Source organism: Paenibacillus nuruki, assembly GCF_001721045.1.
GTDB classification, from domain to species: domain Bacteria; phylum Bacillota; class Bacilli; order Paenibacillales; family Paenibacillaceae; genus Saccharibacillus; species Saccharibacillus nuruki.
In genome coordinates, this window is record NZ_MDER01000044.1 from 47144 (window position 1) to 73501 (window position 26358).

Genomic DNA, 26358 nt, shown 5'->3' on the forward strand with positions numbered 1-26358 from the left:
CTCTCTGTTAACAGAAACCGATAGTAATAGTAAAGTCGAATTTTCGGGGGAAATGTCGGTGTCTGTCAAATTAAGAACTGCACTTATTGTTACATTTATTGCACTGTCTTTATTGTTATCTTTTACACTTAGCACGACAATTAATTATTATTCTTCACAAAGTATTAAAAATGAGATTGGGGAATCTCTAGCAGGAACAGCGTATCAGACAGCAGATAAGTTAGATAACTTTATGTGGTCTAGATCAGGTGAAGTGGAATTATTGGGGAGCTTGCCTGTTTTTGAAAATAATCAAAATGTCGAAAATATTCAACAAATGTTAGATCAATTGAAATCACACTTTCCATCATTCTCATGGATTGGATATACCGATACTAAAGGAAAAGTATTAGCAGCGACCGATGGGATTTTGTTAGGCAAAGATCTGTCAGAGCGTCCTGTATTTAAAGAAGGTATTCAAGGTAAATTTATCGGTGATGTGCATGATGCTGTATTACTTGCCAAATTACTGCCTAATCCGAGTGGAGAACCGCTACAATTTGTTGATGTAAGCTTACCGATCAAAAATAGCCAACAACAGACCATTGGTGTACTAGCTGCACATATGAGCTGGGCATGGGCCAAAGAAGTACAACAAAGTGTATTATTACCGAGTAAATGGGCAGGCCAGAATGTAGATATGCTGATTGTCAGTAAAAAAGATCAGACCGTTCTACTTGGTCCACGTGAGATGGTAGGTAAGCCACTACCGTTAAAAAGTATAGCTAAAGCCCAATTACAAAAAGATGGTTGGGAGTTGGAAAAGTGGCCTGATGGTAACACCTATTTAACAGGATATGCCTATGGAGATGGATATTTAGATTATCCTGGATTGGGTTGGACGGTTATTGTGAGACAGCCTGAATCTACAGCTTTGGCGTCTGTATCTGAATTAATGCATTTTAATATCTGGATTACCGTCGTTGCCGCTGTAGTATTTGCATTAATTGGTTGGTGGTTAGCACAGCGTATTTCGCTCCCTATTCGTGAATTAACGCATACTGCAGATCGACTAGCATGTGGAGAAGAAGTCGATATACCTTCTCGTAAAAGTTTTAGCGATATTGAAATGTTATCTTCTTCTTTGCAGACGATGGTCACTTCGTTAAGTCAAAAAGAAGTCGAGCTCGGCAATATGCAAAGTCTAGCTCATTATGATCATCTAACTGGGCTACCGAATCGGAATGCATTAGAAACGTATTTAGAAGATGCGTTTGAAGATCCTGAGCAACAACCTTGTCTGTCTTTTCTTTATATTGATTTAGATGGATTCAAAAAAGTAAACGATACGTTAGGTCACCAGAGTGGCGATATTTTACTGCAAAAAGTAGCTCAACGTCTCAGCCAGTTAACACGTGAACATGATATTACTGTTCGTCTGGGTGGCGATGAATTTCTAGTGGTTCTGCATACCGATCCTTCTGGATTAAATATCGAAAAAGAAGCTGAAATCTATGCAAATGAGATTATTCATAGCCTGAACAAACCATTTATCGTGGAATATGAAAAGGTGAATATCGGATGTAGTATCGGCGGAGCCGTCTATCCGCATGACAGCGATAATCCAATCGAGATTATTCGTATGGCAGATCAAGCCTTATATCAATCCAAACGTTCCGGTAAAAACCGACTTACCTTTTACAAAGAACCACTTGCTCCGCAATCGATCGGATAAAAGATTCTATAAGCATACACAGAAAGCTAGAGCGTATACGACTCTGGCTTTTTGGTGTATTCACATATTAAGAAGACATTGGACGTGCTGAGAAATCGTCAGGATTAATAAAATTCCAAATATCCGGGATATGCTCAAGATCGTATTTGCGAACAGCTTCGATAATTTTGAGATGAATTTCTTGTTGTAGATCTTCTTGTTCTTGATATGTGGTTTGCTGTAATGAGCGCATAATCTTAGGCGAAAACTTTTGGATTAGAAATAGAATTGCTTCTTCATCTTCGTTTTTAGCTTTTTGAATTAATGATAGTAGAGCATGTGCCATAGTTATTCCTCCTTCTAACCTACCTTCTTTATAACTTTTTCTAACTTGGACAATGAAGATACGTTTGTAATTTTTTGATGGCTAATCGTTTAGTTTTGGAAATCGCTTGTTGAGTCACCTGAAGTTGAGACGATATTTCTTTCTCGGTCATTTCATAAATATAAAGATAACAAAGAATACGTTGCTCTCGATCTGTGAGTTGCTGAATCGCTTCATACATCTTTTTTTCGGTAATCACTTGTTGTAAATTACGTTCTGCAAAATGATATGTATCTGTATCAGCAGGTATTCGTGAAGTATAGGTATGATCTTTATTTTCACTGTGGTCAATAATCAGTTGATGTCGATCTTTATACAGGCGATTTTTTTTATCATAATTGATCGCACTGAAATGAATCAGAGAAGCGATATAAGAAGTGAAGCGAGCTTCTAAAAAGAACAGTTGAAATGCTTGATTAAGATTTTGTTTATTAGGTTCAGTTGGATAGTATATGGCTTGTTCCAACAGTTGCTTATGACTTGGAATACTCAAAAAAGAATGAATGATCGGATTTTGATCTATTGTTGTTAGGTTCATACGTATTACCTCCAGCACTTTATATCTTAAGTGCATATGAATTGGGATCAAAAGATAAATACCACATAAACGGGATAGTCTCTATCTTTTATCTATAAAGTTGAAAGAATGGAGGTAAATACAACTTTAGGCGTAATTATTTTTTATATACTCTCCACCTTTATAACTATTTTTATATATCTACATACTGTATTTGATAAGAAAAGGTGTCAAAAATGGGAATTATTTTTTTGAGACTATGCTTTTTAGGCTTTTAAAAGGATTAAAATAGGGTATAAATTTGTTGAAATCGTTTCCTTTTTGTCGGAATAGGGTATTTTTTGTTTATATTGTTTATGCAAGTAAAAGAGTTTGAGGAGGGAATGAGTAAATGAAAAGATGGGGGAGTATGTTGCTGATCGGGCTATTGCTAAGTGGTATATTATCCGCTTGTGGTCTGAATAACAGTGGAACCAAGGATGGAGTTGTACAACTCGAATTTTTCCAAAATAAGCCGGAGGCTAAAGCTAGCTTCGATGAACTGATTACCAAGTTCAATCAAGAACATCCGGATATTCATGTATCTCAAGTGAATCCACCTGATGCAGAGACGGTACTCAAAACACGAGTCGTCAAAAATGATATTCCTGATATTGTTGGTTTGGGTGCTACTGATACATATTCGTTACTCGCTAAAAGTGATATTTTTATGGATTTAACGGGCGATTCGTTATTGCAAAATATTGATCCGAAATATGCACAAATGCTCAAAGACGTTACAGGTATGGATCAAGTGACAGGGGTTCCTTTTGCGCTAAATGCAAACGGTATCATCTACAATAAAGATATTTTCAAAAAGCTAGGGTTATCTGTACCCAAAACATGGGATCAACTGATTGCTACAGCTAAAAAAGCGAAAGCAGGAGGAACCATTCCTTTCTATTTCACTTACAAAGACGATTGGCAGACCAATCTACCTTTCAATGCGATGGGCGGTACATTAGTCGGTACAGACTTCTACAAAGAGCGTCGTGAAAACAAAACGACATTTGTCCAAGCGTATCAAGAAGTCGCTAAAAAACAGTTGGAATTACTTAATTACGGTCATAATGATAATTTTGGTAAAGCATATTCGGATGGTAATCGTGCTTTTGGTAATGGCGAAGCGGCGATGTATATTCAAGGAAGCTGGGCGATCTCTGAGATTCGCAAAGTCAATCCAGATATTAAATTAGGATTTTTCCCACTACCCGGTAGTAACGATGAATCCAAAAATAAATTGACCGCAGGGATTGATACATTACTGGCGATTTCAAATCAGACCGAACATCCTGAACAAGCCAAAGAATTTATTTCGTTCTTATTGCAAAAAGAAAATAGCCAACAATATATTGACCAGCAAAACTTGTTCTCGGCTGTGAACGGTGTACAGCAAAAAGATGAGAGTGTCGCGGAATTACTGCCTTATTTTGAACAGGGTAAGATTGTCGATTTTGTCGATCACTATATTCCAAGCGCTGTTCAATTGAATCCAACTGTACAAGCCTTTTTGCAAAATAAAGATATTAATGGCTTCCTCGGCACACTGGATAAAGAGTGGGATAAAGTAGCGGCACGAAGAGCAAGCTAATCGAGAAATGGAAGGAGTGATCTGATGTCTACCAAACGCATGGCGACTTATTATTGGATGACGATTCCTGCGGTATTGTTGTTTTTCTTATTTCTAACTTTACCTGCGATTCAAGGGATCTTTTATTCGTTTACCAACTGGAACGGTTTTGGTAAAGAATATGATTTTGTAGGTTTTCGCAATTACGTCAGTTTATTTACAGATAATGTTGTGGGTGAAGCTTACTGGTTTACGATTAAATATGCGGTAGTTGTAACGATTTTTATTAACATCTTCAGCTTATTGATTGCTGTTGGATTGAACTCACGTATCAAATTCCGTAATTTTTTTAGAGGAGTGTATTTTTTACCTAATATTTTGAGTGTATTGATCGTGGGTTACATATTTAATTACCTGTTCTCTAATGTATTTACAGTATGGGGACAATCACTCGGAATCAATGCGTTATCGACAAATATACTTGGTAACGAAAGTCTGGCTTGGATCGGGATCGTTATTGTTGCAGTATGGCAAGGGATTGCTCTGAATACGATTCTTTATCTAGCAGGATTACAGACGATTCCGGGTGATCTGTATGAGGCTTCCAGTCTGGACGGCGCAGGCAAATGGCGTGAATTCTGGAGTATCACGTTTCCACTAATCGCTCCATTTTTTACGATCAATATGGTATTAGCGATGAAGAATGCATTGATGGTGTTTGATCAGATCGTAGCTTTGACCAATGGTGGACCGGGTCGTGCGACACAATCGATTTCATTCTTAATCTATACCGGTGGGTTTGAAGGCGGCGAATTTGCGTATCAATCAGCGAACTCGGTCATTTACTTTATTGTTATCGCAGTCATCTCTATTCTTCAGATCCGATTCCTGCAAAGAAGGGAGATGGATATGTAATGGAAACACATAAACGTACCAACTGGACTGTTAATATTCTTATCGCTCTCGGTACGATCGTGGTTCTTTTCCCTTTATATATGGCGATCACGATTGCGCTCAAAGATCCACAGCAAATGTCTCAATCATTATTCGGATTACCCACCACATGGCGATTTGATAATTTTGCAAGTGCAATAGAATTGACGAACTTTTTCCAAGCATTTCGTAACAGTGCATTAGTCACGACAGCAACTGTTATTTTGACACTGCTTACCAACTCAATGGTGGCTTATGCGATCGGACGTAATATGGATCGCAAGTTTTTTAAAGGGTTATATTTCTACTTTGTGAGTGCGATGTTTATTCCATTTCCGATTATTATGTTGCCGATTGTTAAATTAACATCTTCGCTACATATGACCAATCTGGTGGGACTGACGATCTTGCATACGGTATATGCGCTGGCATTTAACGTATTTGTATATGTAGGGTATATTCGTTCGATACCGGCTGTACTTGAAGAAGCAGCAACGGTTGATGGAGCGACCACTTGGGGCACATTCTGGCGCATTATTTTCCCATTGATGGCACCGATTAATGCAACTGTAGGGATTCTCGTCTGTTTGTCGACGTATAATGATTTCCTATTGCCATTGATTATTGTTAGTGATCAGAATATGTATACACTACCGCTGGTACAGTATATTTTCCAAGGGCAATTCAATACCGATTATAATCTAGCTTTTGCATCGTATCTGTTAGCGATGTTGCCGATGATTATTATTTATCTATTTGCTCAAAAATGGATTATCAGTGGAGTTACCCGCGGTTCTGTAAAATAAAATGACTGTTGACTAGCCAACTTCAAAAGTCTTCGCCTATAAACGGTGAAGGCTTTTTTTGTTGTATTACTCACATCTATTCACATCATTAATAATACTTTATAAAGTTAAGTAACTTCCTTTTATTGAGTTAAATGTGAGAAAGAGGTATGATAAAGAAAGAACATCTATTTATTCTTAAAAAAGGAAAAAGGAGGAATTCAAGATGGAGAAGAAAGGGTACATTTTAAAAAAGGGTACGGTGTTGTCGCTGGATGATCAGATCGGTAACTTAAAACAAGCAGATGTGGTGATTACTGGTTCAACGATTGAAGCGATAGGAACTAATCTACAAGTGGATGAATCCGCTTATCATGTTATTGATGCTACAGGTCAAATTATCATGCCTGGCTTAGTCGATACGCATCGTCATATGTGGGAATCGCTTGTGCGTACAGCCGGAACGAATTGGTCACTACCTGTTTATTTGCAAAATCTATACTATGGTGGACTCGGAAGTCGATTGCGTCCACAAGATAGTTATATTGCGAACTTACTAGGTTCATTGGAAGCGCTCTATTCGGGTGTGACGACTGTATTAGATTGGAGTATGCCTTACTCTCCAGAACATACCGATGAATTAATACGTGGATTGCAAGAGTCAGGGATTCGATCTGTATTTGCACTGGGTGTATCTGGAGAGACAGCGTATTGGAATCGTGAAAGTCGCTTAATGATCGAGGATGCCGAGCGAGTGAAAAAGCAATATTTCTCTTCACGTGATCAATTACTGACGATGGGGCTTGCAATTCGTGGTCCTGAATTTAGCCACTGGGAGACTACGGTTGCAGAGATTGGGATTGCTCGTCAATTAGATGCCATCTGTTCGATGCATATCGGATTTGGCAACTGGGGAGCTGCCGATCGTTCCGTCACCAAGCTGTATGAAGCAGGCTTACTTGGATCAGATTTGAATATGGTACATGGTAACAAAATGCAGACCGAAGAATACAAAATGCTTGCTGATGCAGGAGCATCGTTGTCGGTTACTCCAGAAGTAGAGATGATGATGGGACATGGATATCCAGCGACTGGATTTTTCTTGGAACAAGGCGGGATGCCATCATTAGGAGTAGATGTGGTCACTTCAACAGGTGGCGATTTATTTGCGCAAATGAAATTTATGTTACAGGCTGAACGTGCCCGTGTAAATGAAGAGATTCTGAATAGCGGCAATATGCCAGGCGAGTTAAATCTGTTATCTGCTCAAGTGCTTCAATTTGCTACTGTAGGCGGAGCCAGAGCATTGAAGTTAGAAGATCAGATTGGTCAACTAACACCGGGAAAACAAGCGGATATCATTATGATTAGTACCTCGAATCTAAATACCGATCTCAATCTATTTCCAGTGATTGATCCTATAGGTGCAGTCGTTCAATGTACCAATCCATCGAATGTCGATACTGTATTTGTTGGTGGACGACTGATGAAGCAACATGGTCAATTGGTAGGTGTGGATCTAGAACGTATTCGTCGTCTTGTGTTGGAAAGTAGAGAGTATCTGGAGACACAACATGTACTGAGTGATGCCGATCGAGTGATCTATTCATAATCAATCGGATTATTTAAATGGAAGTCATATGAACCAACCCAAAAAGGGACAGACTCCTCTTGAGGATGAACTGTCCCTTTTATAGATGATGTTATCATTTATTCCGGTTGAAATGTCTGAGCCCATTCGCAGAAAATAGCATAATCTTTCTCTACCTGATCGGCATAAGCAAAAGCCCAACGCGAAATATGTTGTACAAAGGCGTCCGGTTTGCGTCCCATCGCTTTTAGAATTTCTTTTTCACTATGATAGGGTAAGATGCCTTTATTTACATCGGCATCTGCGCGGGCGTGCATTTTGGCAGTTAATTTAGCCATCGTACTCAGTACACTTTCCATATCTTCTATTGTTTCGATATCCTCTAGTTTGAGACGCTTTTTGTAAGGAGAACGTTCCCGTACATAGAAGTCTCGTCCATCTAATGTCAGAAATCCAAGATAAGGATCAGCCTTGTGATGCATCGCTTGTTGAGTCGTCGTTACCCGTTTGCCTTGATGACTGAATGTCTGCCAGAACGATTCAGCATAGGGTAAGAAATAAGCAGGAACCGGTGTGCGAACTTCTTTCACTTCCAAAACAGCATCGTCTTCGCCTTCTACACTCAGTCCACCTTCGATCAATACATAATACCGATCAAGTCCAATCGAAGCTGTACCTGAACCATGCTTAATCGCAATATCTTTGATTCGATAATGATCGGCTTCACCTTGATGACAGACCAATGTCTGTTGATAAAATGCCCATGCTTGCTCAAGTAAAGATTGTTCTTGCTCTGAAGGCACAACCAGTTCAGCTGTTTCTTGAAATACCCGATCGCTTTGCATAACCGCTGTTACTTTTTCAAGAAAATGACCGTTACGGCGCTTTTCTAACTTGCGTAATAACTTACGTACAGGGCCTTTAGCTTTATTTTCGTCCATCACAAATTTAGCGGGATCATCTTTATCTTCAACAAAACAGGTAATTTGCTTATGGTAGCCTTTGATATAATGTTCTAAAAGATGCAATTGTTGGTCATCCGTATATTGTAGCTGTCTGCCTACCAACGCTATACTAACCGACATTCGTAATACGTCATATAGATAAGACCCGATATATCCTTCATCAAAATCATTTACATCATAGACAATCTGTTTCGATTCATTGCGAAACGCTCCAAAGTTCTCAAAATGTAAATCACCTTGAATCCATGTAGGACGTTCGGTTGACGTATGGTAAGGGAAATAATGCCTTGTCGCATCAAAGTAAAACAGATACGAGCTTCCACGAAAAAAGGAAAAAGCAGTAGCACTCATTTTGCGATATTTCTCAGCTCTTTTGGTTGGGCTTAATATCATAATCTTGCTATCAAATTCATCTAATACTGAAATAAGCGTTTCTTTGCGTAATTTAGTACGCGTATGTATAACTTGTTCTGTCATATTGGTTGGTATCATCTTCATTTCCCCCTAATCATGTAACCGTATAAATATGTTTTATTCTATCACTTTCTCACCCTTATTGCGTACATTAAAATGGTCGCAAAGCGCGTTTGTTGCAAATGGTTCTTTAAAAGCATAATGTGGGTTAAAGAAGTATAGATACTTCTCCATTAGAGGTAGTAGAAGAAAAGGAGCAACGACTCATGTACAAAATCATTCTCGTTCGTCATGGAGAAAGTGTATATAATCAGCAGAATTTATTTACAGGCTGGACCGATGTTGCGCTTAGTGACCATGGTATAGAAGAAGCTAGAATAGCCGGTCGATTAATTAAAGAAGCAGGGTATACATTTGATATCGCTTTTGCTTCTGTACTCAAACGTTCTATTCAGACGATGCATTACATATTAGACGAATTGGATTTGCTTTGGATTCCTGAACAGAAGTCTTGGAAATTAAATGAACGTCATTATGGAGCTTTGCAAGGATTAAGCAAAATAGATACTGCTGAGAAATATGGAGAAGAACAACTTCATCTTTGGCGACGTAGTCTAACCGTACGTCCTCCATTGTTAAAAAAAGATGATCCACGCAGTCCTCGTCTTGAGATGCGATATAACCAGATTCCAGACGATCAGATTCCTTATGGTGAAAGTCTCAAAGACACGGTAGATCGAGTGGGCGAGTTCTGGCATGATTGTATTGTTCCTTTGATTCAGAAAAAAGAACATATTTTAATAGCCGCTCATGGCAATACATTGCGTGCTTTAATTAAATATTTGGAAGATATTGATGAGAAGACGTTAACCGATCTCAATATCCCAACAGGTATTCCATTAGTATATGAGTTAGATGATGATATCAATCCAATTCGCCGTTTTTATCTAGGGGAAGACGAACATATCGAACGCAAAACCAATGAAGTCGCTAATCCACATAATGTGAATGAATAAACAAAAAGCATCCGTAGGCATTTCTGCTACAGATGCTTTTTTGATTACATTTTGTTCCTTCTTCATCAATGGCAGACGAGAACCTGACGGGAAAAGACGCCTTTGGCTCCTTTTTTGGCTTCACCACGATCTGTAATCGAGAATCCAGCCTCTGCTATCATCTCATCTATATTTTCAATCGTAATCACAACTACTTTATCTGCGATTCGGCGTGCATGTTTGAGAATACTTAATTGCTCTTCCGGTGTCGTCGTCGAAAATAAGTTATAGGGCATATCCACGATAGCCGCATCATAATGCTCGTTAATATCAGCAATATCGCCTAAAGTCACTTCTCCTTTTAAGCCGAAATGCTTGATATTTGCTCGTGCACCTTGAGCAATATGCGGGTTAATATCACGCCCGACAATGTTGATATCCATCGACAAGGCTTCAACAAGTACAGTACCGATGCCGCAGCAAGGATCAATCGCTTGAATACCGACTGGATTAGGAACTAGAATATTTGCAGCCGCTCTAGCTAGCCGGGTATTCAGAGCAATCGAATAATTTTGTGGTTTGCGCATATTGTGGAACCAGACAGCTTCGTTTTTGAAATAATGACCTAAATACCAGCGTCCACCAAAAGGTACTATACCAAACGTATGTTGAGGATTTTTCACATCGGCTTCGCCATGAATACGCATGCCAATTTCACGTTCAATCCCCAGTCGTTCTTGATATTCGATTTTGTGATCTGAATCCAGATCGTTAATTTTGACAAAAATGACTTTGAACGTCTCTTCTAACATATTGATCTGTTCTGCTTGAGCATATATCTCTTCTAATGTATCGCCTTCGTATAGGATCTCAATCCGTTCTTTGATAAACGGGCTACGACTAGGCATGACTGCTACATCACTTTTAAGAATAAATTGATCGGTTTCTTTGCCGAAAAAAGATCTCATTTCCAAATAACAAAGAGAATGTTCATCTTGACGATGAGAATACGTGTAAATATATTGCGGACTTGCATGTTGTTGATCCAATCGTCGTCCATCCTTTAAGCCCAATCGGCTAATTATATTTCCTGCAAATCAGTCAAAAATAGCGCTGTTTTGCAAAATGTTTCATGTGGAACAATTCACTATTGTGGAACACCTGAACTTCCTTTAACTACATATCTTCAGTATGCTCTCAAAATACAATAATTTCATTATACTCTTCAACTTTTATTTCTTTAAGAATAATCGTGTTTATTCAACCGTTATAGTAGGTAATCTAAAGTAAAAGTGATGATTTACGACTTATTTGTAAGGAACTTGCTGTGAACAGCAATTTTTTCTGGTAATTACATCGATTAAGGCTTAGCATGTAATAGAAGCTAGCATGACACACGTTGGAATTCTTTTCACCTTCAAATTAAATATGAATATCGAACGATCAAGGAGGCACTCCTTTTGAATATAAAGAAAAACGCTACAAAATGGTTGATGATCACGATTATTTTATGTGCTCTTTCGTTAGAAACAGTATCTGCAGCCAAGTTCCATTCTAATCAACAAGTGACTGAAAATGGTGAACCTTTGATGGTGAACACTGTTAATATAGAACAATTAGATTTTCCAGTAGCTCAATCCAACTTATTTAACATTATGGAAGATGCCAAATTAATCGCAAGTGAGCCTGCTCTCCATATTACGATCCGTGGCAAAGAAAAATCAGACGGTACGTATGAAAATATGTCTATCCATACACCTACATTCAACTGCATGTTAGACGGCGTTCAGGTGGTTAATCCAGAATATCCGCCACAGGTCTATTCAACCGATCTTGATGGAGATGGTCAGCCTGAAGTGGTAGTGATCTTAACGAACGGTTACGGCACAGGCATTTACAAAACAGAAGTTAAAGTCTATCGACAAGACGGTACATCGATTGCTGTAGAAGATGGACAACATGCCTGGAATAAGTATTTTCAAGCTAAAGTCAATGCAGGGCAGATCGAACTTCAATGGAATCAGAACCAAATGACTTTACCGACTTCGATACTGCAAGACCCTGTCGCCTCTGTAGAGAGCGGAGTAGAAGTAGGCGCTGTACGCCAATACAAGATCGAAAACGGGCACCTCGTTGTAGCTGCGTCTGTTCAAGTGGGTATGATGAACGTTTTGGGTGAGCTGACGACAACTTATGAGTACCAACAAGGCATATTACAAGCCAAGTCTTCCAATATAGTATGGGATGAACCGTATCGCTCAGCTATTCAGAAGAATTAGATTCCATATCTTTCGCAATCGCGACTAACTGCTGAATACCAGTACGAATTTCTTGTTCACTGGCAAAAGAAAAGCATAGGCGAATATATTGCTTGGATGATTCGTGATGATCGAATAATGATCCCGGAACAAAAGAGATCGATTGCTTGAGACAACGAGCCAGTAGTTCAGGAACCGATAAATGATCGGGTAATCGAACCCACAGATTAAATCCACCTTGAGGTGGTTCATAATACCAACCGGTTGAGGAGAGTTCTTCGTCCATCATTTCGAAGCGAATTCGCAATGCGATCCGTAATTTCTCGATATGTTGTTGTAACCGTGTTGAGGTAAAATAATGCAAAAATACTTTCTGGTTGAGCAAAGGGGTCCCTCCGTCAGCGAGTGACTTGGCAGCCAGTAGAGAAGTGAACCATTCCGGTCTAGCGACAATACAAGCGATTCGCAATCCCGGAGAAACGTATTTGCTAAAGCTACGAATGTAGATCGTATATCCTTCCGTATCATAAGCAAATAAAGGTAACGGTGGCTTTTGCCCAAAATAAATATCCTGACAGGTGTCATCTTCGATCAATAGACAATGGTACTGAGCGGCTAGATCGACCAGTTGTTTGCGTTGTTCTGCCGAGATACAGATGCCTGTAGGATTGTGAAATGTAGGATTAAGGTAAAAGAAGCGCGGTTTATATTGCTTCATCGCTTGTTCGATCTGAGCTAGATCATAACCATTAGCATTGATTGTCATCGGAACCAATCTAGCCCCTTTTTGCTGAAAAACATCTAAAGCACTGGCATACGCAGGCGATTCGATCAGCACATGATCACCCGGGCGTATCCATACTTCAGCAATGAGTGAGATCGCTTGTTGAGCACCTGTTGTAATAAGAATTTCATCGGCATGAACATGAAATTGAGAAGTATCTGTAAAATAGTGTTGAAGCATTTCTCTGAGCTCTAGATCACCCTGTGCAGGTGCATACGTACCGAGCAACTTGGGATACAGATCGAATACCTGTTTCACATATTCAGCAAAATAGTGATTGGGTAGTAAATTCGGTGTAATCAGAGCTTGAGAAAATTGATATTTGACTTGAATCCGATGCAGATCGCCCAGATTTCCTTGAAATAAAGGCAGACCTAATTCAGCTTCATTGGTTAACACTTGTAACGTAGGTGGTTGCACATAATAACCGGATTTGTCACGGGCATAGACATGACCATCATCTTTAAGATGTTGATACGCTTTGAAAATCGTTAAGCGGTGCATCCCTGTATCTTCTGCTAGTTGACGAACAGAAGGCAACTTAGCGTGTGCTTGCCAGTCTCCACGCTGAATACGTGTATGGATATACGTATAGACCGTTTGAAAAGAATGTTTCCCATGTTGTCCAGATAATACAGTATCGACGATGGAATCGGATTGTTTTTTTTGCGGTTCAGTGAGTGGTTTATTTGTCATATCCACATTCCTTCCTAATTGATAACAGGGTACAAACAGATATCCCGAATAAGCAAAATCAAACTAAAAGTACATGTAGTGTAACCTGCATCCAGACCAAGATATCCCCATCTGTTCTATGGTATGGCATCTGTTCTGTTGATCTTCCTTTACAATAACAGAACACAGAGGAGGAATGGAAGATGGTATTACTGGGGTATGCAATAATGTGCTTAATTTTTGGAACCACATTTCTAGCGATTAAGATCGGGGTCGATGCAGGATTACCGCCTTTCTTTTCCGCAGGAGTTCGTTTTTTAGCAGCAGGATTGATCTTAATGATCTGGATGTATGCACGTAAAAAGATCAGTTTCTCTTTATTACTACGCAAAGAAACGCTGTTTATTGGCGCAGGATTAACCTTTTTTACATTTGCAGCTTTATATTGGGCTGAACAATATATTACGTCTGGTGTAGGTGCTGTTCTGTCTGCAACCGGTCCCGCTATTATTTTATTGATAAGATCAGTGGTATTGAAAGATAAAGTACCGAGTATTTCATTTATCGGAGCGATGATCGGGTTAGTTGGAGTTGCTCTACTGATGTTACCGGGGTTATCCGGTCAGTATCATGCCCTATGGGTAATTGCTTGTCTGGTTGTCGTATTGGGGGAGTTCGGCTACGCAGCAGGAGCTGTTTATTCCAAACAAGTGGTTTCTAAATTACAGGGAAGTTCACCGATTGCACAAAATGCCGCTCAGATGATGCACGGAGGATGGATGTTATTGGTACTGTCTTTGATTACCGAACGGGGTCAAATACATATGGAAACGATGTTCAATTCCGCAGCGATCGGTTCGTTGCTGTATTTAATTGTACTGGGATCTATGGGTGGGCATACGCTATTTTACTGGTTAATTTCACGAACGAATCCAGTATTCCCTTCGACATGGTTATACATTTCACCGATTATTGCACTGGTACTGGGATGGTTGATCTATAAAGAACCACTCAATTGGGTGATGGGGGTAGGAGCCTTGATTATTCTAATCGGGGTGATTTTGACCAATATTGAGACGTTACGTTCTTTATTTGCCAGCCAACGGAACAAAGCATCACGAGATAAAAAGGTGCCTATTGTGAAAGTGTACAAAAACTAAATCAAAATAGACTAAATCAAAAAAAGACCTCCTATCGGTTAGGAGGTCTTTTTGTCTAATGATCAGCGTATAACATTAACATTATTGATTAATCGCATAAATACCGGGCTTGTTGTTTACAGGAGCGATCCATAATTCGCCATCACCAATCATGACACCCATATCACGTATAAATAATTCATCTAATCGTTGATTAGCTAATGCTTTTTTAACTTTAGCCGTCATAATGGTATTGTATTCGGTGATAAATTGCGACTGGTTTAGAATACTTCTTTTTTTGTTACTACTGTTAATCACTAAAGGATAAGAAATCCGTTTAGCAACGGCTTCTTTATTCCCTTTGGCTACTGCACGACGTAGATTCGCATAGAATCCTGTAAACTGTTTGACATTATCAAATCCAGCGACACTGACCAGTCTTTTTTGTTGTTCAGCGGTTAATTGATCCGCTTTGATAGGAGTAGTCGTTTCTGTAGAAGCTACTGTAGAGACCATCGGTTCAGTAGTAGCGGTATTCGTTTGTGCAGATGCTGAGAATGCCGGCATAGAAAGGGTTACAGCCAACATTGAAGTCATAACAATAGCGCTTCTTTTTTTACGATTCATTATCATTACCTCCTTGAGATTCATCTATTCAATAAGCACGTATCTAAAGTTGTTATCCAATAGTATGCGATCTCTTATAAAATAACAATATCGTAAAAGAATAGCAAATCAAAAGAATGAGCATCATGCTATACAAGCTAGATTAAGTATATACACACCTTCTTATGTTCAAAGCTTTTCTGTAATGTGATTACTGATGTATTTGTTGATTAATCGTATAGACACCTAGTTTGTTATCTAGAATAGCCATCCATATTTCACCTCTACCTACCATAACACCTTGATCGCGTATAAATAATTCATCTAAACGTTGATTTGCCAGTGCTTTTTTAACTTCAGTCGTCATGATTTTATCGTATTCAGCAATAAATTGTTTTTGATCCAAAATGCTTCTTTTTTTACTATTGCTGTATACAGACAACGGATAATTGATGCGCTTAGCCACAGCTTCTTTATTATTTTGGGCTACTGCACGACGAAGGTTAGCATAGAATCCGGTAAATTGTTTTACATTATCAAAGCCAGCTACCTCGATTAGACTTTTCTGTTGTTCAGCGGTTAAATGATCTACTTTAGCTTTAGTGGTCGTTTTAGTAGTAACCTCTTTTGTAGTGGTATTGCTTTGCGCTGATACTGATAATGCAGGTGCAGTAATAGATAAAGCCAATACAGAAGTCATCACAATCGTTAATCCTTTTTGAACATTCATATTTAATTCCTCCAAAAAATTCATATAGTTAAAAAATGATTAGTAATAATCTAAAGTTATTATTCAATAGATTGCTATAGTTTGTAAAACCACAATATAGTAATCGCTAAGTAACAGGATAGTCATAGCAGAACGCCAAAATGTTAAAAAAATTACACCTATGATGAAAGGGAGATATCTATGAAACCATCCGATCAACCTCCAAAATCAGCAGATCATACATATCATTACCGTGAAGAAATTCGAATGAATGTAGAGTCTAATTTCTATCATCCACCCAAATACAAAGAAGATTGGATACGCTGGGCAGATGAGACGATGGAAGTTCAGACTCAGCGAGAAGCCTATGAATGGATCAGCAGTGGAGCCTATAACGAAATCGGCAAATTATATGATGGATACCGTAGTCATGATCCTAAAATGGCAGAAACGCTAGCCTTTCAATTACTTCAACGACAGACGTTCCAAGAACCAACGTACCGCATTTACACCGATGTTGACCACGAAGCAAAGCCCAATTGGTATATGGTCTGGGTTGAAAAGATAGACAATGTAGAAAAAAATGAAAATAAAGTAACAGAATAGCGACGTATATAGGTATAAGCTCACCCTTCAACTGCAAATTTGCCCACAAAAAAAGGTAGACCCCGTATAAGGTCTACCTCTTTTTTTATATTTTACATGCAGATATGCTTTTAACTATGCCATGATCTATTTATTCAAATGATAAGGAACTGTAGCAACAACGACATCTTTGTAGTTGATCAGATAAGCACGCATCAATAGACTGGTCTGATTATGCAGAATCGTTTCCCACCAGTGATGAGTGACGAATTGCGGAATCAATACGGTAATATGATCGGTTGCTGATGTCTTCCATTCCACCGTATCTATAAAGCGGCGCAAAGGACCTAGAATACTGCGATACCGTGATTTCAGTACAATCAGACGAACACCGGGATTCCATTCTTCCCATTTCTGTTCCATCTTATGAATCGCTTCATCATCGAAACCAACATAGACAGCAAGTACATTAGGAGACAATGTTTTGGCGTAACTGATTGTATTCATTACTACACGTGTAATCCCTGCCACTGGAATAATAATCGTATTGCCTTTAACTTCTGGCTTATCGACTTTGATATCGATTCGTAACTGTTCTGCTGTATTCTCATAATGCGTATAGATTTTGTAGAAAATATACACGACCAACGGTAAGAAGATAAAGATAACCCAGACTTGCGAGAATTTGGTGAAAATAAAGATTAACGTAATCGACAATGTCGTTAACATACCTACTGTGTTAATCGTTAACTTTAATCCCCAATTGGATGGCTTCAGACGAATCCAGCGAATCATCATACCTAATTGCGATAAGGTAAATGGAATAAATACACCAACCGCATACAAAGGAATCAGATTTTCAGTATCCCCTTTAAACACAATCACTAACAATGCAGACAATACGCTCAAAATAATAATACCGTTAGAGAAACCTAGACGGTCACCACGCACCATAAACATATGAGGCATATATTTATCTTTTGCTAACATAAAAGCAAGTAGCGGGAACGCAGAGTACGCTGTATTGGCTGCTAGAAACAGAATCAATGCCGTAACACCCTGTATAATGTAATAAAGCGTACCATGGCCAAACGTCATTCGTGCGATTTGTGAAATAACCGTTTCGGTTGCACTTGGATGAATACCGTACCAGTAAGCTAGTAATGTAATACCGATAAACATTGCGCCCAAAATAATACCCATCATCAATAGTGTAGCCGCCGCATTTTTTTCAGCAGGCTTACGGAAGTTAGGAATAGCATTGGAGACGGCCTCTACCCCGGTTAATGCCGAACAACCCGAGCTAAATGCTTTGAGTAATAAGAACAGACTGACATTCGAAACGGTGCTATCAAATTGCGGAGCTGCGGCTTCGATCCCGCCTGTGAAATAACGAATCACACCTGTGATAATCAATACAAAAATAGCGATAACAAACAAATAAATAGGAACAGCGAGTACAGATGCAGATTCGGTCACACCGCGCAGATTCATAATCGTTAAAAAGACAATCATGACAAGGGCGATCAGAACCCGGTGATCATGTAATACTGGAAAAGCCGATGTGATTGCATCTGTTCCAGCAGATGAACTTACGGCTACGGTTAGGATATAATCAACAAGTAAAGATCCCCCTGCTATTAAGCTAGGTGCTTTACCGATATTATCCTTGGCGACAATATAAGCGCCACCACCTGTCGGATACGCAAAAATCGTCTGACGATACGAAATAATCAGAATAACCAACAAACCGAGTACGGCGATAGAGATTGGAACGGAATACCATAAAGCCGCAAATCCAGCAACCATGAGGACAAGCAAAATTTGCTCTGTTCCGTATGCCACCGAGGATAGCGCATCGGAAGAAAGAATTGCTAATGCTTTGAGCCGACCTAATTTTTCAGCTTCGAGTTCTGCTGACTTCATCGGCCTTCCGATTAATATACGCTTGAACTTACCCAACATCTTGTGCACACCTTCATTTCTTGAAATTTGGAAAGACTAATTAGTTTACGTGTTATAGATACTCATTTCGTACAAGCCAAGCATGAAAAACAATGCTTGTTTAAGCTAGCTTTTAAGGCAAGCGTATATCATTATACTCTAGGTTTGTAAAAAGTCATCCCCTATTTTAAACAAAATGTATAAGTAAAAATAGACAGTGTATTATTTTGAATCGCTTATACTATTATCTTCGTATATAAGACATTAAGAGATCATACAAAAATAGCAGGGAGAACCATATGAAAAAAGTCATGCGTCGCATCCTTTGGGGATTATCGATCGTTGTTTTTATCGGAATTATTACGTGTTTTTATCTAGGATATTTTATGTATGCTTACGGTCTTATCTTTCTTGTAATCAGTATTTTATTCGGTATCGGGCAGATTGCACAGGTCAATAATAGTGTGTGGTTACACCAAAATGGATATGATCGTCATATGAGAGAACGGATCGAGCGAGAGCAACGGAATCGGGAAGAATAAGTTGTAAAGGTGGTTAATTTAGTTCAAATTGCATTCATTTATAGGGCTATAGAAGGTTCCAAATCTAACACGACCTGATAACATAGAGTTACTACTATATTCAGGAGGTTGTTATATGAAGAAGAAGCATTGGTTAGTGACAGCAGCAGTTGTAGGTATGGCTTTGACAGGATCAGCAGGGGTGTATGCGGGTACGAACTTGGAAAGTATTAAAGCATCGCTTAATCATGGTCTGGGGATTCAGGTGAATGGTTCAGCATATACGCCTACAGCTAATGGTAAAAAACTAGCTCCGATCTCTTATCAAGGAACAACTTATCTTCCTGTACGTTCTATTGGTGAAGCGCTAAATACACCGGTTAGCTTTGATGCCGCAAGCAACAAAGTCATTATCGGTAGTGGTTCTTCTACAGGAACACCAGCTACACCAGCAGTCTCCACAGCTGTAATCAAAACGAAATATTTACCAACCGATTTTCCTTTTCCTAAAGATGCGAAGCAAGTCAGTCTAGTTGAAAATGTAGCAGATAACAAAAAACAGGTTTCCCTGTTGTACTCTACCAAATCCAATCTACTTGAACTGGGCAATACATATAAAGACTATTATTTGAGCAAAGATGTAACCAAAAAGAGTGAGATCATTGAAGCGGATAACTTGAGCATTGTAAGCTCTAAAGATAATGATTTTGTGGTATCGATTAACAGTTCACCGATCATTAATCAGACAGGCGCTTACGAAATCAGTGTAGTCTGGAAAGAGCAATAATAGTAGCTGAATCACCAAAAAAGCTTGCAATTCTCCTTATTCTCAGGAGGATTGCAAGCTTTTTGTTATGCTCGGGAAGAAAGAGAAGACTTCGGTACCACGGCTGAAGATTCACGAAAAATAGGATGAGTCTGGATATGAGCGATCTGATAAGGACGAGTAGGATTTTTGATTCGTGCTAATAAGGTTTCTGCGGCTTGTATTCCCATATCGTTACTGAAAATATGCACTGTCGTTAAAGGGGGCTCTACAATACGAGACTCCGAAGCATCATCAAATCCACAGACTGCAATATCTTCAGGAATTTTAATTTGATTCGCTTTGAGCACTTGCATAAGATGAACAGCGCTAAAATCATTCGTACATATAAAAGCAGAAGGTTTGTGAGTCATCGCTTTGAATTGACGATCAATCCAGTCTTTGGCTTTAAAAATTTCTTCGTCTTTGCCTAAAATGCAAAAAGAACGATCTAAAGTGATACCTGCTTCTAACAGAGCACGGTTAAACCCGATCCAGCGTTCATTGAAGCTTTTACAGTGATTGTAATCGCCTACAAAACCAATCTGCTGATGCCCTTGTTGAATTAAATGTTTGGTCATTTCATAGACGCTGTATTCATTTTCCATCAGTAAAAGATCGGCTTGTAATGAAGGAGACGCTAAATCGACTGCACAGTCTATAAAAATAGTCGGTAAACCTAGACTGGTGATTTTTTGGCTATATTCTTTATCAAATAATTCGATGCAAATAATTCCATCCACTTTGGACGCTTCAAAGTTATTCGGCAAAGTCAGCGACTGCATATCGGCTTCACGCACAATATGAATCGAAATCGTATATCCTTCCATACTGATTCTTTTTTCAAGTCCACTAATAAGCAAAGTACCAAAATGTGAATTATTCGGTAGGCTAGACGTTAACAAAGCTACGTTACCGGTAGACTTAGGCATTAAATAGTCAGATTCTACATAAGCAAATTGTTTATATTTTAATTCGGCTGCTTTTTGAATGACTTTATTTCGTGTTTCGATCGGAATGTTCTCGTTACCATTAATAGCTTTGGAAGCGGTATTACGGGATATATTTAAAGCGTCTGCAATATCCTGAATAGTCACTTTTTCTTTCTTCATGATCGTTTGTCCACCTTTAACCATCCTATATTTGCAAAAGAAATCATTACAGATTTAGGATAATCTCTTTTATTCGTTATTTGTATTAAATGTATAATAATTCGTATTGAATAGCAACTTTTGTTTACAAATGTAAACTTTAATTTGTGCATTTTACGCATATGATATCTTCATTTATATCCATAATGTAAATTAAATAAATGCAAATGTAAAATATTATTTTTACAAAATGTATTGACGAATGAACAAATTGTTTGTTAAATTGTAAATCAGAGTCAAGCAAAACAAAATGTAAGCCCTTTCTAAATACAGGACAGGACTTGAAGGAGTGAACGCATGTGGATGGAGTAGGACAGAAAATAAAAGCAAGAAAAGGTGAAACCGCACACAGGAAAACATTAAAGAAAAGGCACAATCATTATTTTCTGTATGCTTTGTTAGCCCCGGCACTGATCCTGACTATTATATTCAAATATGTACCCATGTACGGAGCCGTTATCGCATTTAAAGATTTCAGTCCACTCAAAGGCATTATGCGAAGTGATTGGGTCGGATTTAAATATTTCGAGAAATTTTTGAACTCTCCGAACTTTACAGATATTTTTACTAACACGATCTCGTTGAGTCTATTCGGTCTCATTTGTAGCTTTCCTATTCCTATTATATTAGCGCTGATGTTAAACCAAGTAAGGCAAGCCAAAATAAAGAAAAATGTACAGTTAATCTTGTACGCACCTAACTTTATATCGGTTGTTGTTATTGTAGGGATGTTATTTATTTTCTTATCTCCTGTTGGTCCAATCAATCAACTGGTTAGTGCCATATTTGGTCAACCGTTAATGTTTATGTCGGAACCTGGTTATTTTAGATCGATTTATATTTTATCCGGTATCTGGCAAGGCGCAGGATGGTCTTCGATTATTTACGTAGCTGCTCTGGCGGGCGTTGATCCTGAGCTACATAATGCCGCTAGTCTGGATGGGGCGAATATTTTTCAACGTATTCTTCATATTGATCTTCCTACGATCAGACCTATTATGGCGATTGTATTTATTCTAGCAGCAGGTGGTATTATGTCGATCGGTTTCGAGAAAGCATATCTTATGCAGACCTCGATGAATTTACCTTCTTCAGAAATCATTTCAACTTATGTTTACAAAGTAGGGCTACAAGCAGGCGACTATTCTTATTCTGCGGCTGTTGGATTGTTTAACTCCGTGATTAACGTCTTTTTATTAGTAGCAGTGAACTTTGTAGTCAAAAAACTCAATGAGGGCGAAGGGCTCTATTAAGGAAGGTGTAAGCGATGAATCTAGCGTCTTCACGTATGGATCGATTTATTATTGGAATCAATTATATTTTGCTAACGTTCTGTGTACTGATTATCATTGTACCGCTTATCTATATTGTAATCGCTTCCTTTATGGACCCGATCGCTCTATTGAACAAAGGGATTTCGTTTAATGTATCCAGTTGGAGTCTGGAAGGGTATCGCAAGATTTTAGGCAATGAAGCCATGACCCGAGGATTTATCAATTCTGTGTTTTACTCGGTTAGCTTTTCGATTCTGACGATTATCGTGTCGGTATTTGCTGGTTATGCGTTGTCTGTCAATGAATTAAAAGGTCGTAATCTTTTTATGACGATGTTTATTGTAACGATGTTTTTTGGTGGCGGATTGATTCCTACTTATTTATTGGTGAAAAATCTAGGCATGTTAGATACGGTCTGGGCGATCCTGTTACCAGGGATTGTGAATGTTTGGGATATTATTCTGGCACGTACTTTTTTCAAAGGCATTCCTAATGAATTGAAAGAAGCAGCCAATGTAGATGGAGCGAGCGATGCGACAATCTTTTTCCGAATTGTATTGCCGTTATCGAAGCCGATTATTTTCGTTATTGCGCTCTATGCTTTTGTAGGGCAATGGAATTCTTACTTTGATGCGATGATCTATCTGGATAATGCCAAGTTGTATCCACTGCAATTGGTACTGCGTTCGATTCTGATTCAGAACCAGACGATGCCAGGAATGATCGGGGATCAATTGGCGATGGCAGAACTGAAACGTTTGTCCGAGATGATTAAATATTCTTCGATTGTGATCTCAAGTCTACCGTTGTTGATCATGTATCCATTTTTCCAGAAGTACTTTGAAAAAGGCGTTCTGGTCGGTTCACTGAAATAAGCACAGCATCTAAATACAAGTATGGGGGCAAATATAATGAAAGTTATGCAAAAAGTAACGATCTCCGGGTTAACGATAGCGCTACTATTAACAGGTTGTAATTCAGGTTCATCTAATCCAACTACCGATGCTAATGGTAAAGTGACATTGAATTTCTTGACGCAAAGTTCAGCGCTAGCACCTGCTGATCCTAACGATAAATTGATTAATAAGCGTCTGGAAGAAAAAACAGGAATCCATATCAATTGGAAAAACTATACGACCGATCAATTTATCGAAAAACGTAATTTAGCCGTAGCTAGTGGTGATCTTCCAGACGGTATCTTTGATGCAGGGTATACCGATTATGATCTGCTCAAATTAGCTAAAGATGGTGTGATTATTCCTGTAGATGATCTGATCAACAATTACATGCCTAATTTTCAAAAAGTGTTAAAAGCAGCACCTGAATACAAAAAAATGCTTACAGCACCAGATGGACATATGTATTCCTTCCCATGGATAGAAGAACTAGGTACAGGGAAAGAAGCGATTCAATCAGTAGATGATTTTCCATGGATCAATCAAGCATGGCTTAAAAAGTTAGGTTTGAAAATGCCAACAACAACCGAAGAGTTAAAACAAGTGTTGATTGCTTTCAAAACGCAAGATCCTAATGGTAATGGAGAAGCCGATGAAATTCCACTTTCCTTTATTGATAAACCGGGTGGCGAAGATTTGACCTTCTTATATGGCTCTTTCGGACTTGGCGATAACTGGGATCATACGGTCGTTACCAATGATGGCAAAGTAGTCTTTACTGCTTCTGATAATGGATACAAAGATGCGATTAACTATATCCATAGCTTATATCAGGAAGGGTTAATCGATGTAGAATCTTCACAGCAAGATTGGAATACGTATCTAGCTAAAGGAAAAGACAAACGTTACGGATTGTATTTCACATGGGACAAAGCCAATATTACAGGCCCCAATGATGACTACCAACTGATGAATCCTTTAGCTGGCCCTAGTGGGAAAACCAATGTTACACGTACCAATGGACTTGGATTTGATCGTGGCAAAATGGTCATTACTAGCACCAATCAACAAGTAGAAGCAACTGCCAAATGGATAGACCAGTTATATGAGCCATTACAATCGATCCAAGATAACTGGGGAACGTATGGAGATACCAAAGAGCAAAACATTTTCAAATTCGATGAAAAGAAAGGCATGTTAAAGCACCTTTCATTAGAAGGATCAGCACCTGTTGAAGTACGTCAAAAAACAAATATTGCTGGCCCTCTAGCGATTCTGGATGAATATTATGGTAAATATACGACTAAGCCAGACGATGCCGCAAGTCGCTTGAAATTAATGAAAAAAGTCATGGTGCCTCATATGCAAGCCGAACATATTTATCCTAAAGTATTCTTCTCAATCGAAGAGTTGGATCGTTTATCAACAATAGAAACAGATCTGTTCGCTTATGTACAACGAAAACGTACAGAATGGTATCAAAATGGCAAAGTGAATGAAGAGTGGCCTACTTACCTACAAGAATTGGATCGTCTAGGGCTACAAGAATGGCTCCAAATTAAACAATCTGGATATGATCGTAACCAACAATAATCAACAATAAATACTACCAATAAGGTCAAAAAAGGAGCTTATACTATGATCACTCAATCTCAAGAAAAATATCGTCCACTGTATCACTTTACTCCGCAACAAGGATGGATCAATGATCCTAATGGATTAGTATACTTTAATGATGAATATCATCTGTTTTTTCAATATCATCCTGATGGAACGGTATGGGGACCTATGCATTGGGGACACGCGATCAGTTCAGACTTAGTGAACTGGCAAGAACAGCCGATTGCGCTTGCACCTGATGAGCACGGAACTATTTTTTCAGGAAGTGCAGTTGTGGATTGGCATGACACAACAGGCTTTTTTAACGGTCAATCTGGATTAGTCGCTATATTTACTCATCATGATCATAATTACAAGCTGGATCATATTCAGCAACGACAAAGTCTAGCCTATAGTCATGACGCAGGACGAACATGGATCAAGTATGAAGGTAACCCTGTATTGGAACACGATGAATTGATTGATTTTCGTGATCCTAAAGTATTCTGGCATCAAGAGACTGCACGCTGGATTATGATTTTGGCTTGTGGACAGACGGTGCATTTGTACGGTTCACCGAATTTGAAAGAATGGACATTCCTGAGTGAATTTGGAGATGGTATTGGATCACATGCAGGAGTCTGGGAGTGCCCTGACTTGTTCCCATTAATGGTAGATGGTGATGCGGCAACAACCAAATGGGTGATGCTAGTGAGTATTGGAAGCAGTGATGACTTTATCGAAGGATCACGCACGCAATATTTTATGGGAGAGTTTGATGGGGTTACATTTACACCGGATGATTCTTCGCAAGAGATTCGCTGGCTAGATTACGGACGAGATCATTATGCAGGTGTATGTTGGTCGGATATTCCAGTAGAAGATGGACGACGAATCTGTATCGGCTGGATGAGCAATTGGAAATATGCCAATCTTACACCAACCGAACAATGGCGTGGAGCGATGTCTATTCCACGGGAAATCACATTAGAACAACGTGCCCAAGGGATAACACTGATTCAGCGACCTGTACAAGAAATCAATACGATGCGTAGCCCTATCGTCACACTGGAAAATACAACGCTAGCCGAAGTTCAAGCCAAGCTAGCATCACTGCAAATGGATAGTTACGAAATCCAAATCACAGCAGATATAACATCTACTTTTGCTCTACAATTACGTGCGTCCTCATCACAGGATCAAGTGACCGTTGTAGGTTATGAAGGAGATGCAAGCGAAGTCTATATTGATCGTAGTCATTCAGGAGATCATACTTTCCATCAAGATTTTGCAGGTAAACATACCGCCAAAGTCGATCATAATCTATCGACGATCGAGCTTCAGATCTATGTGGATCGTTCTTCAATCGAAGTCTTTGCTAATGATGGGCAAGTAGCGATGACAGATCTTATTTTTCCAGATCATGATGCTCAAGGGCTTGGTATCCAATCACCAGATCAGCATTTACCATTATCTTCATTTCATATCTATCAGTTCATGTCCTCTTAATCAATAGGGTGAGTCT

General features: G+C 38.9%; 24 protein-coding genes. 15 read left to right on the plus strand and 9 right to left on the minus strand.

The genetic code is table 11. The annotated features are described in order from the left end of the window. Window positions 1-58: 58 nt before the first annotated feature. A complete protein-coding gene (locus PTI45_RS13050) occupies window positions 59-1714 on the plus strand; it encodes a sensor domain-containing diguanylate cyclase (RefSeq protein ID WP_245703481.1) in 1656 nt (551 codons plus the stop codon). Between the two features lie 67 nt (window positions 1715-1781). Here the strand turns inward: PTI45_RS13050 and PTI45_RS13055 are convergent, their stop codons facing one another. Together PTI45_RS13055 and PTI45_RS13060 are read right to left on the minus strand one after the other, a co-directional pair. Then, on the minus strand, window positions 1782-2039 hold the full coding sequence (locus tag PTI45_RS13055; RefSeq protein ID WP_069328029.1) for a helix-turn-helix domain-containing protein: 258 nt from the start codon (window positions 2037-2039) through the stop codon (window positions 1782-1784). A gap of 40 nt (window positions 2040-2079) precedes the next feature. Continuing rightward, window positions 2080-2616 (minus strand): sigma-70 family RNA polymerase sigma factor, encoded by a 537-nt coding sequence (locus tag PTI45_RS13060; protein ID WP_069328030.1) that lies wholly within the window; start codon window positions 2614-2616, stop codon window positions 2080-2082. Window positions 2617-2986: 370 nt separating this feature from the next. Here PTI45_RS13060 and PTI45_RS13065 point away from each other — a divergent pair, with 370 nt between their 5' ends. From PTI45_RS13065 to PTI45_RS13080, 4 genes are all read left to right on the plus strand, one after another. Beyond that, window positions 2987-4225, plus strand: coding sequence for an ABC transporter substrate-binding protein (locus PTI45_RS13065; protein WP_069328031.1), 1239 nt, complete (start codon window positions 2987-2989; stop codon window positions 4223-4225). Window positions 4226-4249: 24 nt separating this feature from the next. Beyond that, on the plus strand, window positions 4250-5119 hold the full coding sequence (locus PTI45_RS13070) for a carbohydrate ABC transporter permease (protein WP_069328032.1): 870 nt from the start codon (window positions 4250-4252) through the stop codon (window positions 5117-5119). Then, the gene (locus PTI45_RS13075) at window positions 5119-5943 is read left to right on the plus strand and encodes a carbohydrate ABC transporter permease (protein ID WP_069328033.1); all 825 of its coding nucleotides are present in this window, start codon (window positions 5119-5121) and stop codon (window positions 5941-5943) included. Before PTI45_RS13070 ends, PTI45_RS13075 begins: the two co-directional genes overlap by 1 nt. A 205-nt stretch (window positions 5944-6148) precedes the next feature. Beyond that, window positions 6149-7534 (plus strand): amidohydrolase family protein, encoded by a 1386-nt coding sequence (locus PTI45_RS13080; protein WP_069328034.1) that lies wholly within the window; start codon window positions 6149-6151, stop codon window positions 7532-7534. Window positions 7535-7632: 98 nt separating this feature from the next. Here PTI45_RS13080 and PTI45_RS13085 read toward each other — a convergent pair whose 3' ends face one another. Continuing rightward, window positions 7633-8970: a DUF2252 domain-containing protein gene (locus PTI45_RS13085; RefSeq protein WP_069328035.1), complete on the minus strand. Its 1338-nt coding sequence runs from the start codon at window positions 8968-8970 to the stop codon at window positions 7633-7635. A 188-nt stretch (window positions 8971-9158) separates the two neighbouring features. Between PTI45_RS13085 and gpmA the strand changes: the two genes are divergently transcribed. Further along, window positions 9159-9908, plus strand: coding sequence for a 2,3-diphosphoglycerate-dependent phosphoglycerate mutase (gene gpmA, locus PTI45_RS13090; RefSeq protein WP_069328036.1), 750 nt, complete (start codon window positions 9159-9161; stop codon window positions 9906-9908). Between the two features lie 65 nt (window positions 9909-9973). Here the strand turns inward: gpmA and PTI45_RS13095 are convergent, their stop codons facing one another. Then, complete coding sequence (locus PTI45_RS13095; RefSeq protein ID WP_069328037.1) at window positions 9974-10936, minus strand: TRM11 family SAM-dependent methyltransferase; 963 nt, start codon at window positions 10934-10936, stop codon at window positions 9974-9976. Window positions 10937-11347: 411 nt separating this feature from the next. On the opposite strand from PTI45_RS13095, the gene PTI45_RS13100 reads away from it, so the two are divergent. Then, entirely contained in the window at window positions 11348-12166 is an 819-nt protein-coding gene (locus PTI45_RS13100; RefSeq protein ID WP_069328038.1) for a hypothetical protein, read from the plus strand. On the opposite strand, the gene PTI45_RS13105 is transcribed toward PTI45_RS13100, so the two are convergent. Next, a complete protein-coding gene (locus tag PTI45_RS13105) occupies window positions 12150-13625 on the minus strand; it encodes an aminotransferase-like domain-containing protein (RefSeq protein ID WP_083243522.1) in 1476 nt (491 codons plus the stop codon). The two genes, PTI45_RS13100 and PTI45_RS13105, sit on opposite strands and share 17 nt — an antisense overlap. A gap of 182 nt (window positions 13626-13807) precedes the next feature. Here PTI45_RS13105 and PTI45_RS13110 point away from each other — a divergent pair, with 182 nt between their 5' ends. After that, window positions 13808-14764: a DMT family transporter gene (locus tag PTI45_RS13110; protein WP_069328039.1), complete on the plus strand. Its 957-nt coding sequence runs from the start codon at window positions 13808-13810 to the stop codon at window positions 14762-14764. Window positions 14765-14845: 81 nt separating this feature from the next. Here the strand turns inward: PTI45_RS13110 and PTI45_RS13115 are convergent, their stop codons facing one another. Next, window positions 14846-15370: a hypothetical protein gene (locus PTI45_RS13115; protein ID WP_069328040.1), complete on the minus strand. Its 525-nt coding sequence runs from the start codon at window positions 15368-15370 to the stop codon at window positions 14846-14848. Window positions 15371-15560: 190 nt separating this feature from the next. Beyond that, window positions 15561-16079 carry a hypothetical protein gene (locus PTI45_RS13120; protein WP_069328041.1) on the minus strand — a complete coding sequence of 173 codons (519 nt, stop codon included), beginning with the start codon at window positions 16077-16079 and terminating at the stop codon, window positions 15561-15563. 180 nt (window positions 16080-16259) lie between these two features. On the opposite strand from PTI45_RS13120, the gene PTI45_RS13125 reads away from it, so the two are divergent. Continuing rightward, window positions 16260-16664: a hypothetical protein gene (locus PTI45_RS13125; protein WP_083243523.1), complete on the plus strand. Its 405-nt coding sequence runs from the start codon at window positions 16260-16262 to the stop codon at window positions 16662-16664. A 126-nt stretch (window positions 16665-16790) separates the two neighbouring features. Here PTI45_RS13125 and PTI45_RS13130 read toward each other — a convergent pair whose 3' ends face one another. Further along, on the minus strand, window positions 16791-18608 hold the full coding sequence (locus PTI45_RS13130) for an APC family permease (protein WP_069328042.1): 1818 nt from the start codon (window positions 18606-18608) through the stop codon (window positions 16791-16793). A gap of 278 nt (window positions 18609-18886) precedes the next feature. Between PTI45_RS13130 and PTI45_RS13135 the strand changes: the two genes are divergently transcribed. Then, window positions 18887-19129: a hypothetical protein gene (locus PTI45_RS13135; protein WP_069328043.1), complete on the plus strand. Its 243-nt coding sequence runs from the start codon at window positions 18887-18889 to the stop codon at window positions 19127-19129. 115 nt (window positions 19130-19244) lie between these two features. Beyond that, window positions 19245-19895 (plus strand): stalk domain-containing protein, encoded by a 651-nt coding sequence (locus tag PTI45_RS13140; protein WP_069328044.1) that lies wholly within the window; start codon window positions 19245-19247, stop codon window positions 19893-19895. 65 nt (window positions 19896-19960) lie between these two features. Here the strand turns inward: PTI45_RS13140 and PTI45_RS13145 are convergent, their stop codons facing one another. Then, window positions 19961-21025: a LacI family DNA-binding transcriptional regulator gene (locus PTI45_RS13145; protein WP_069328045.1), complete on the minus strand. Its 1065-nt coding sequence runs from the start codon at window positions 21023-21025 to the stop codon at window positions 19961-19963. Window positions 21026-21384: 359 nt separating this feature from the next. On the opposite strand from PTI45_RS13145, the gene PTI45_RS13150 reads away from it, so the two are divergent. Genes PTI45_RS13150 through PTI45_RS13165 form a run of 4 tightly spaced genes read left to right on the plus strand, consistent with a single transcriptional unit; the run spans window position 21385 to window position 26342 of the window. Continuing rightward, window positions 21385-22317: an ABC transporter permease gene (locus PTI45_RS13150; protein ID WP_069328074.1), complete on the plus strand. Its 933-nt coding sequence runs from the start codon at window positions 21385-21387 to the stop codon at window positions 22315-22317. A 14-nt stretch (window positions 22318-22331) separates the two neighbouring features. Then, window positions 22332-23213, plus strand: a complete 882-nt coding sequence (locus PTI45_RS13155; protein WP_069328046.1) for a carbohydrate ABC transporter permease — start codon at window positions 22332-22334, stop codon at window positions 23211-23213. Window positions 23214-23249: 36 nt separating this feature from the next. Further along, on the plus strand, window positions 23250-24827 hold the full coding sequence (locus tag PTI45_RS13160) for an ABC transporter substrate-binding protein (protein ID WP_069328047.1): 1578 nt from the start codon (window positions 23250-23252) through the stop codon (window positions 24825-24827). A gap of 45 nt (window positions 24828-24872) precedes the next feature. Then, a complete protein-coding gene (locus PTI45_RS13165) occupies window positions 24873-26342 on the plus strand; it encodes a glycoside hydrolase family 32 protein (protein ID WP_069328048.1) in 1470 nt (489 codons plus the stop codon). Window positions 26343-26358: the final 16 nt, after the last annotated feature.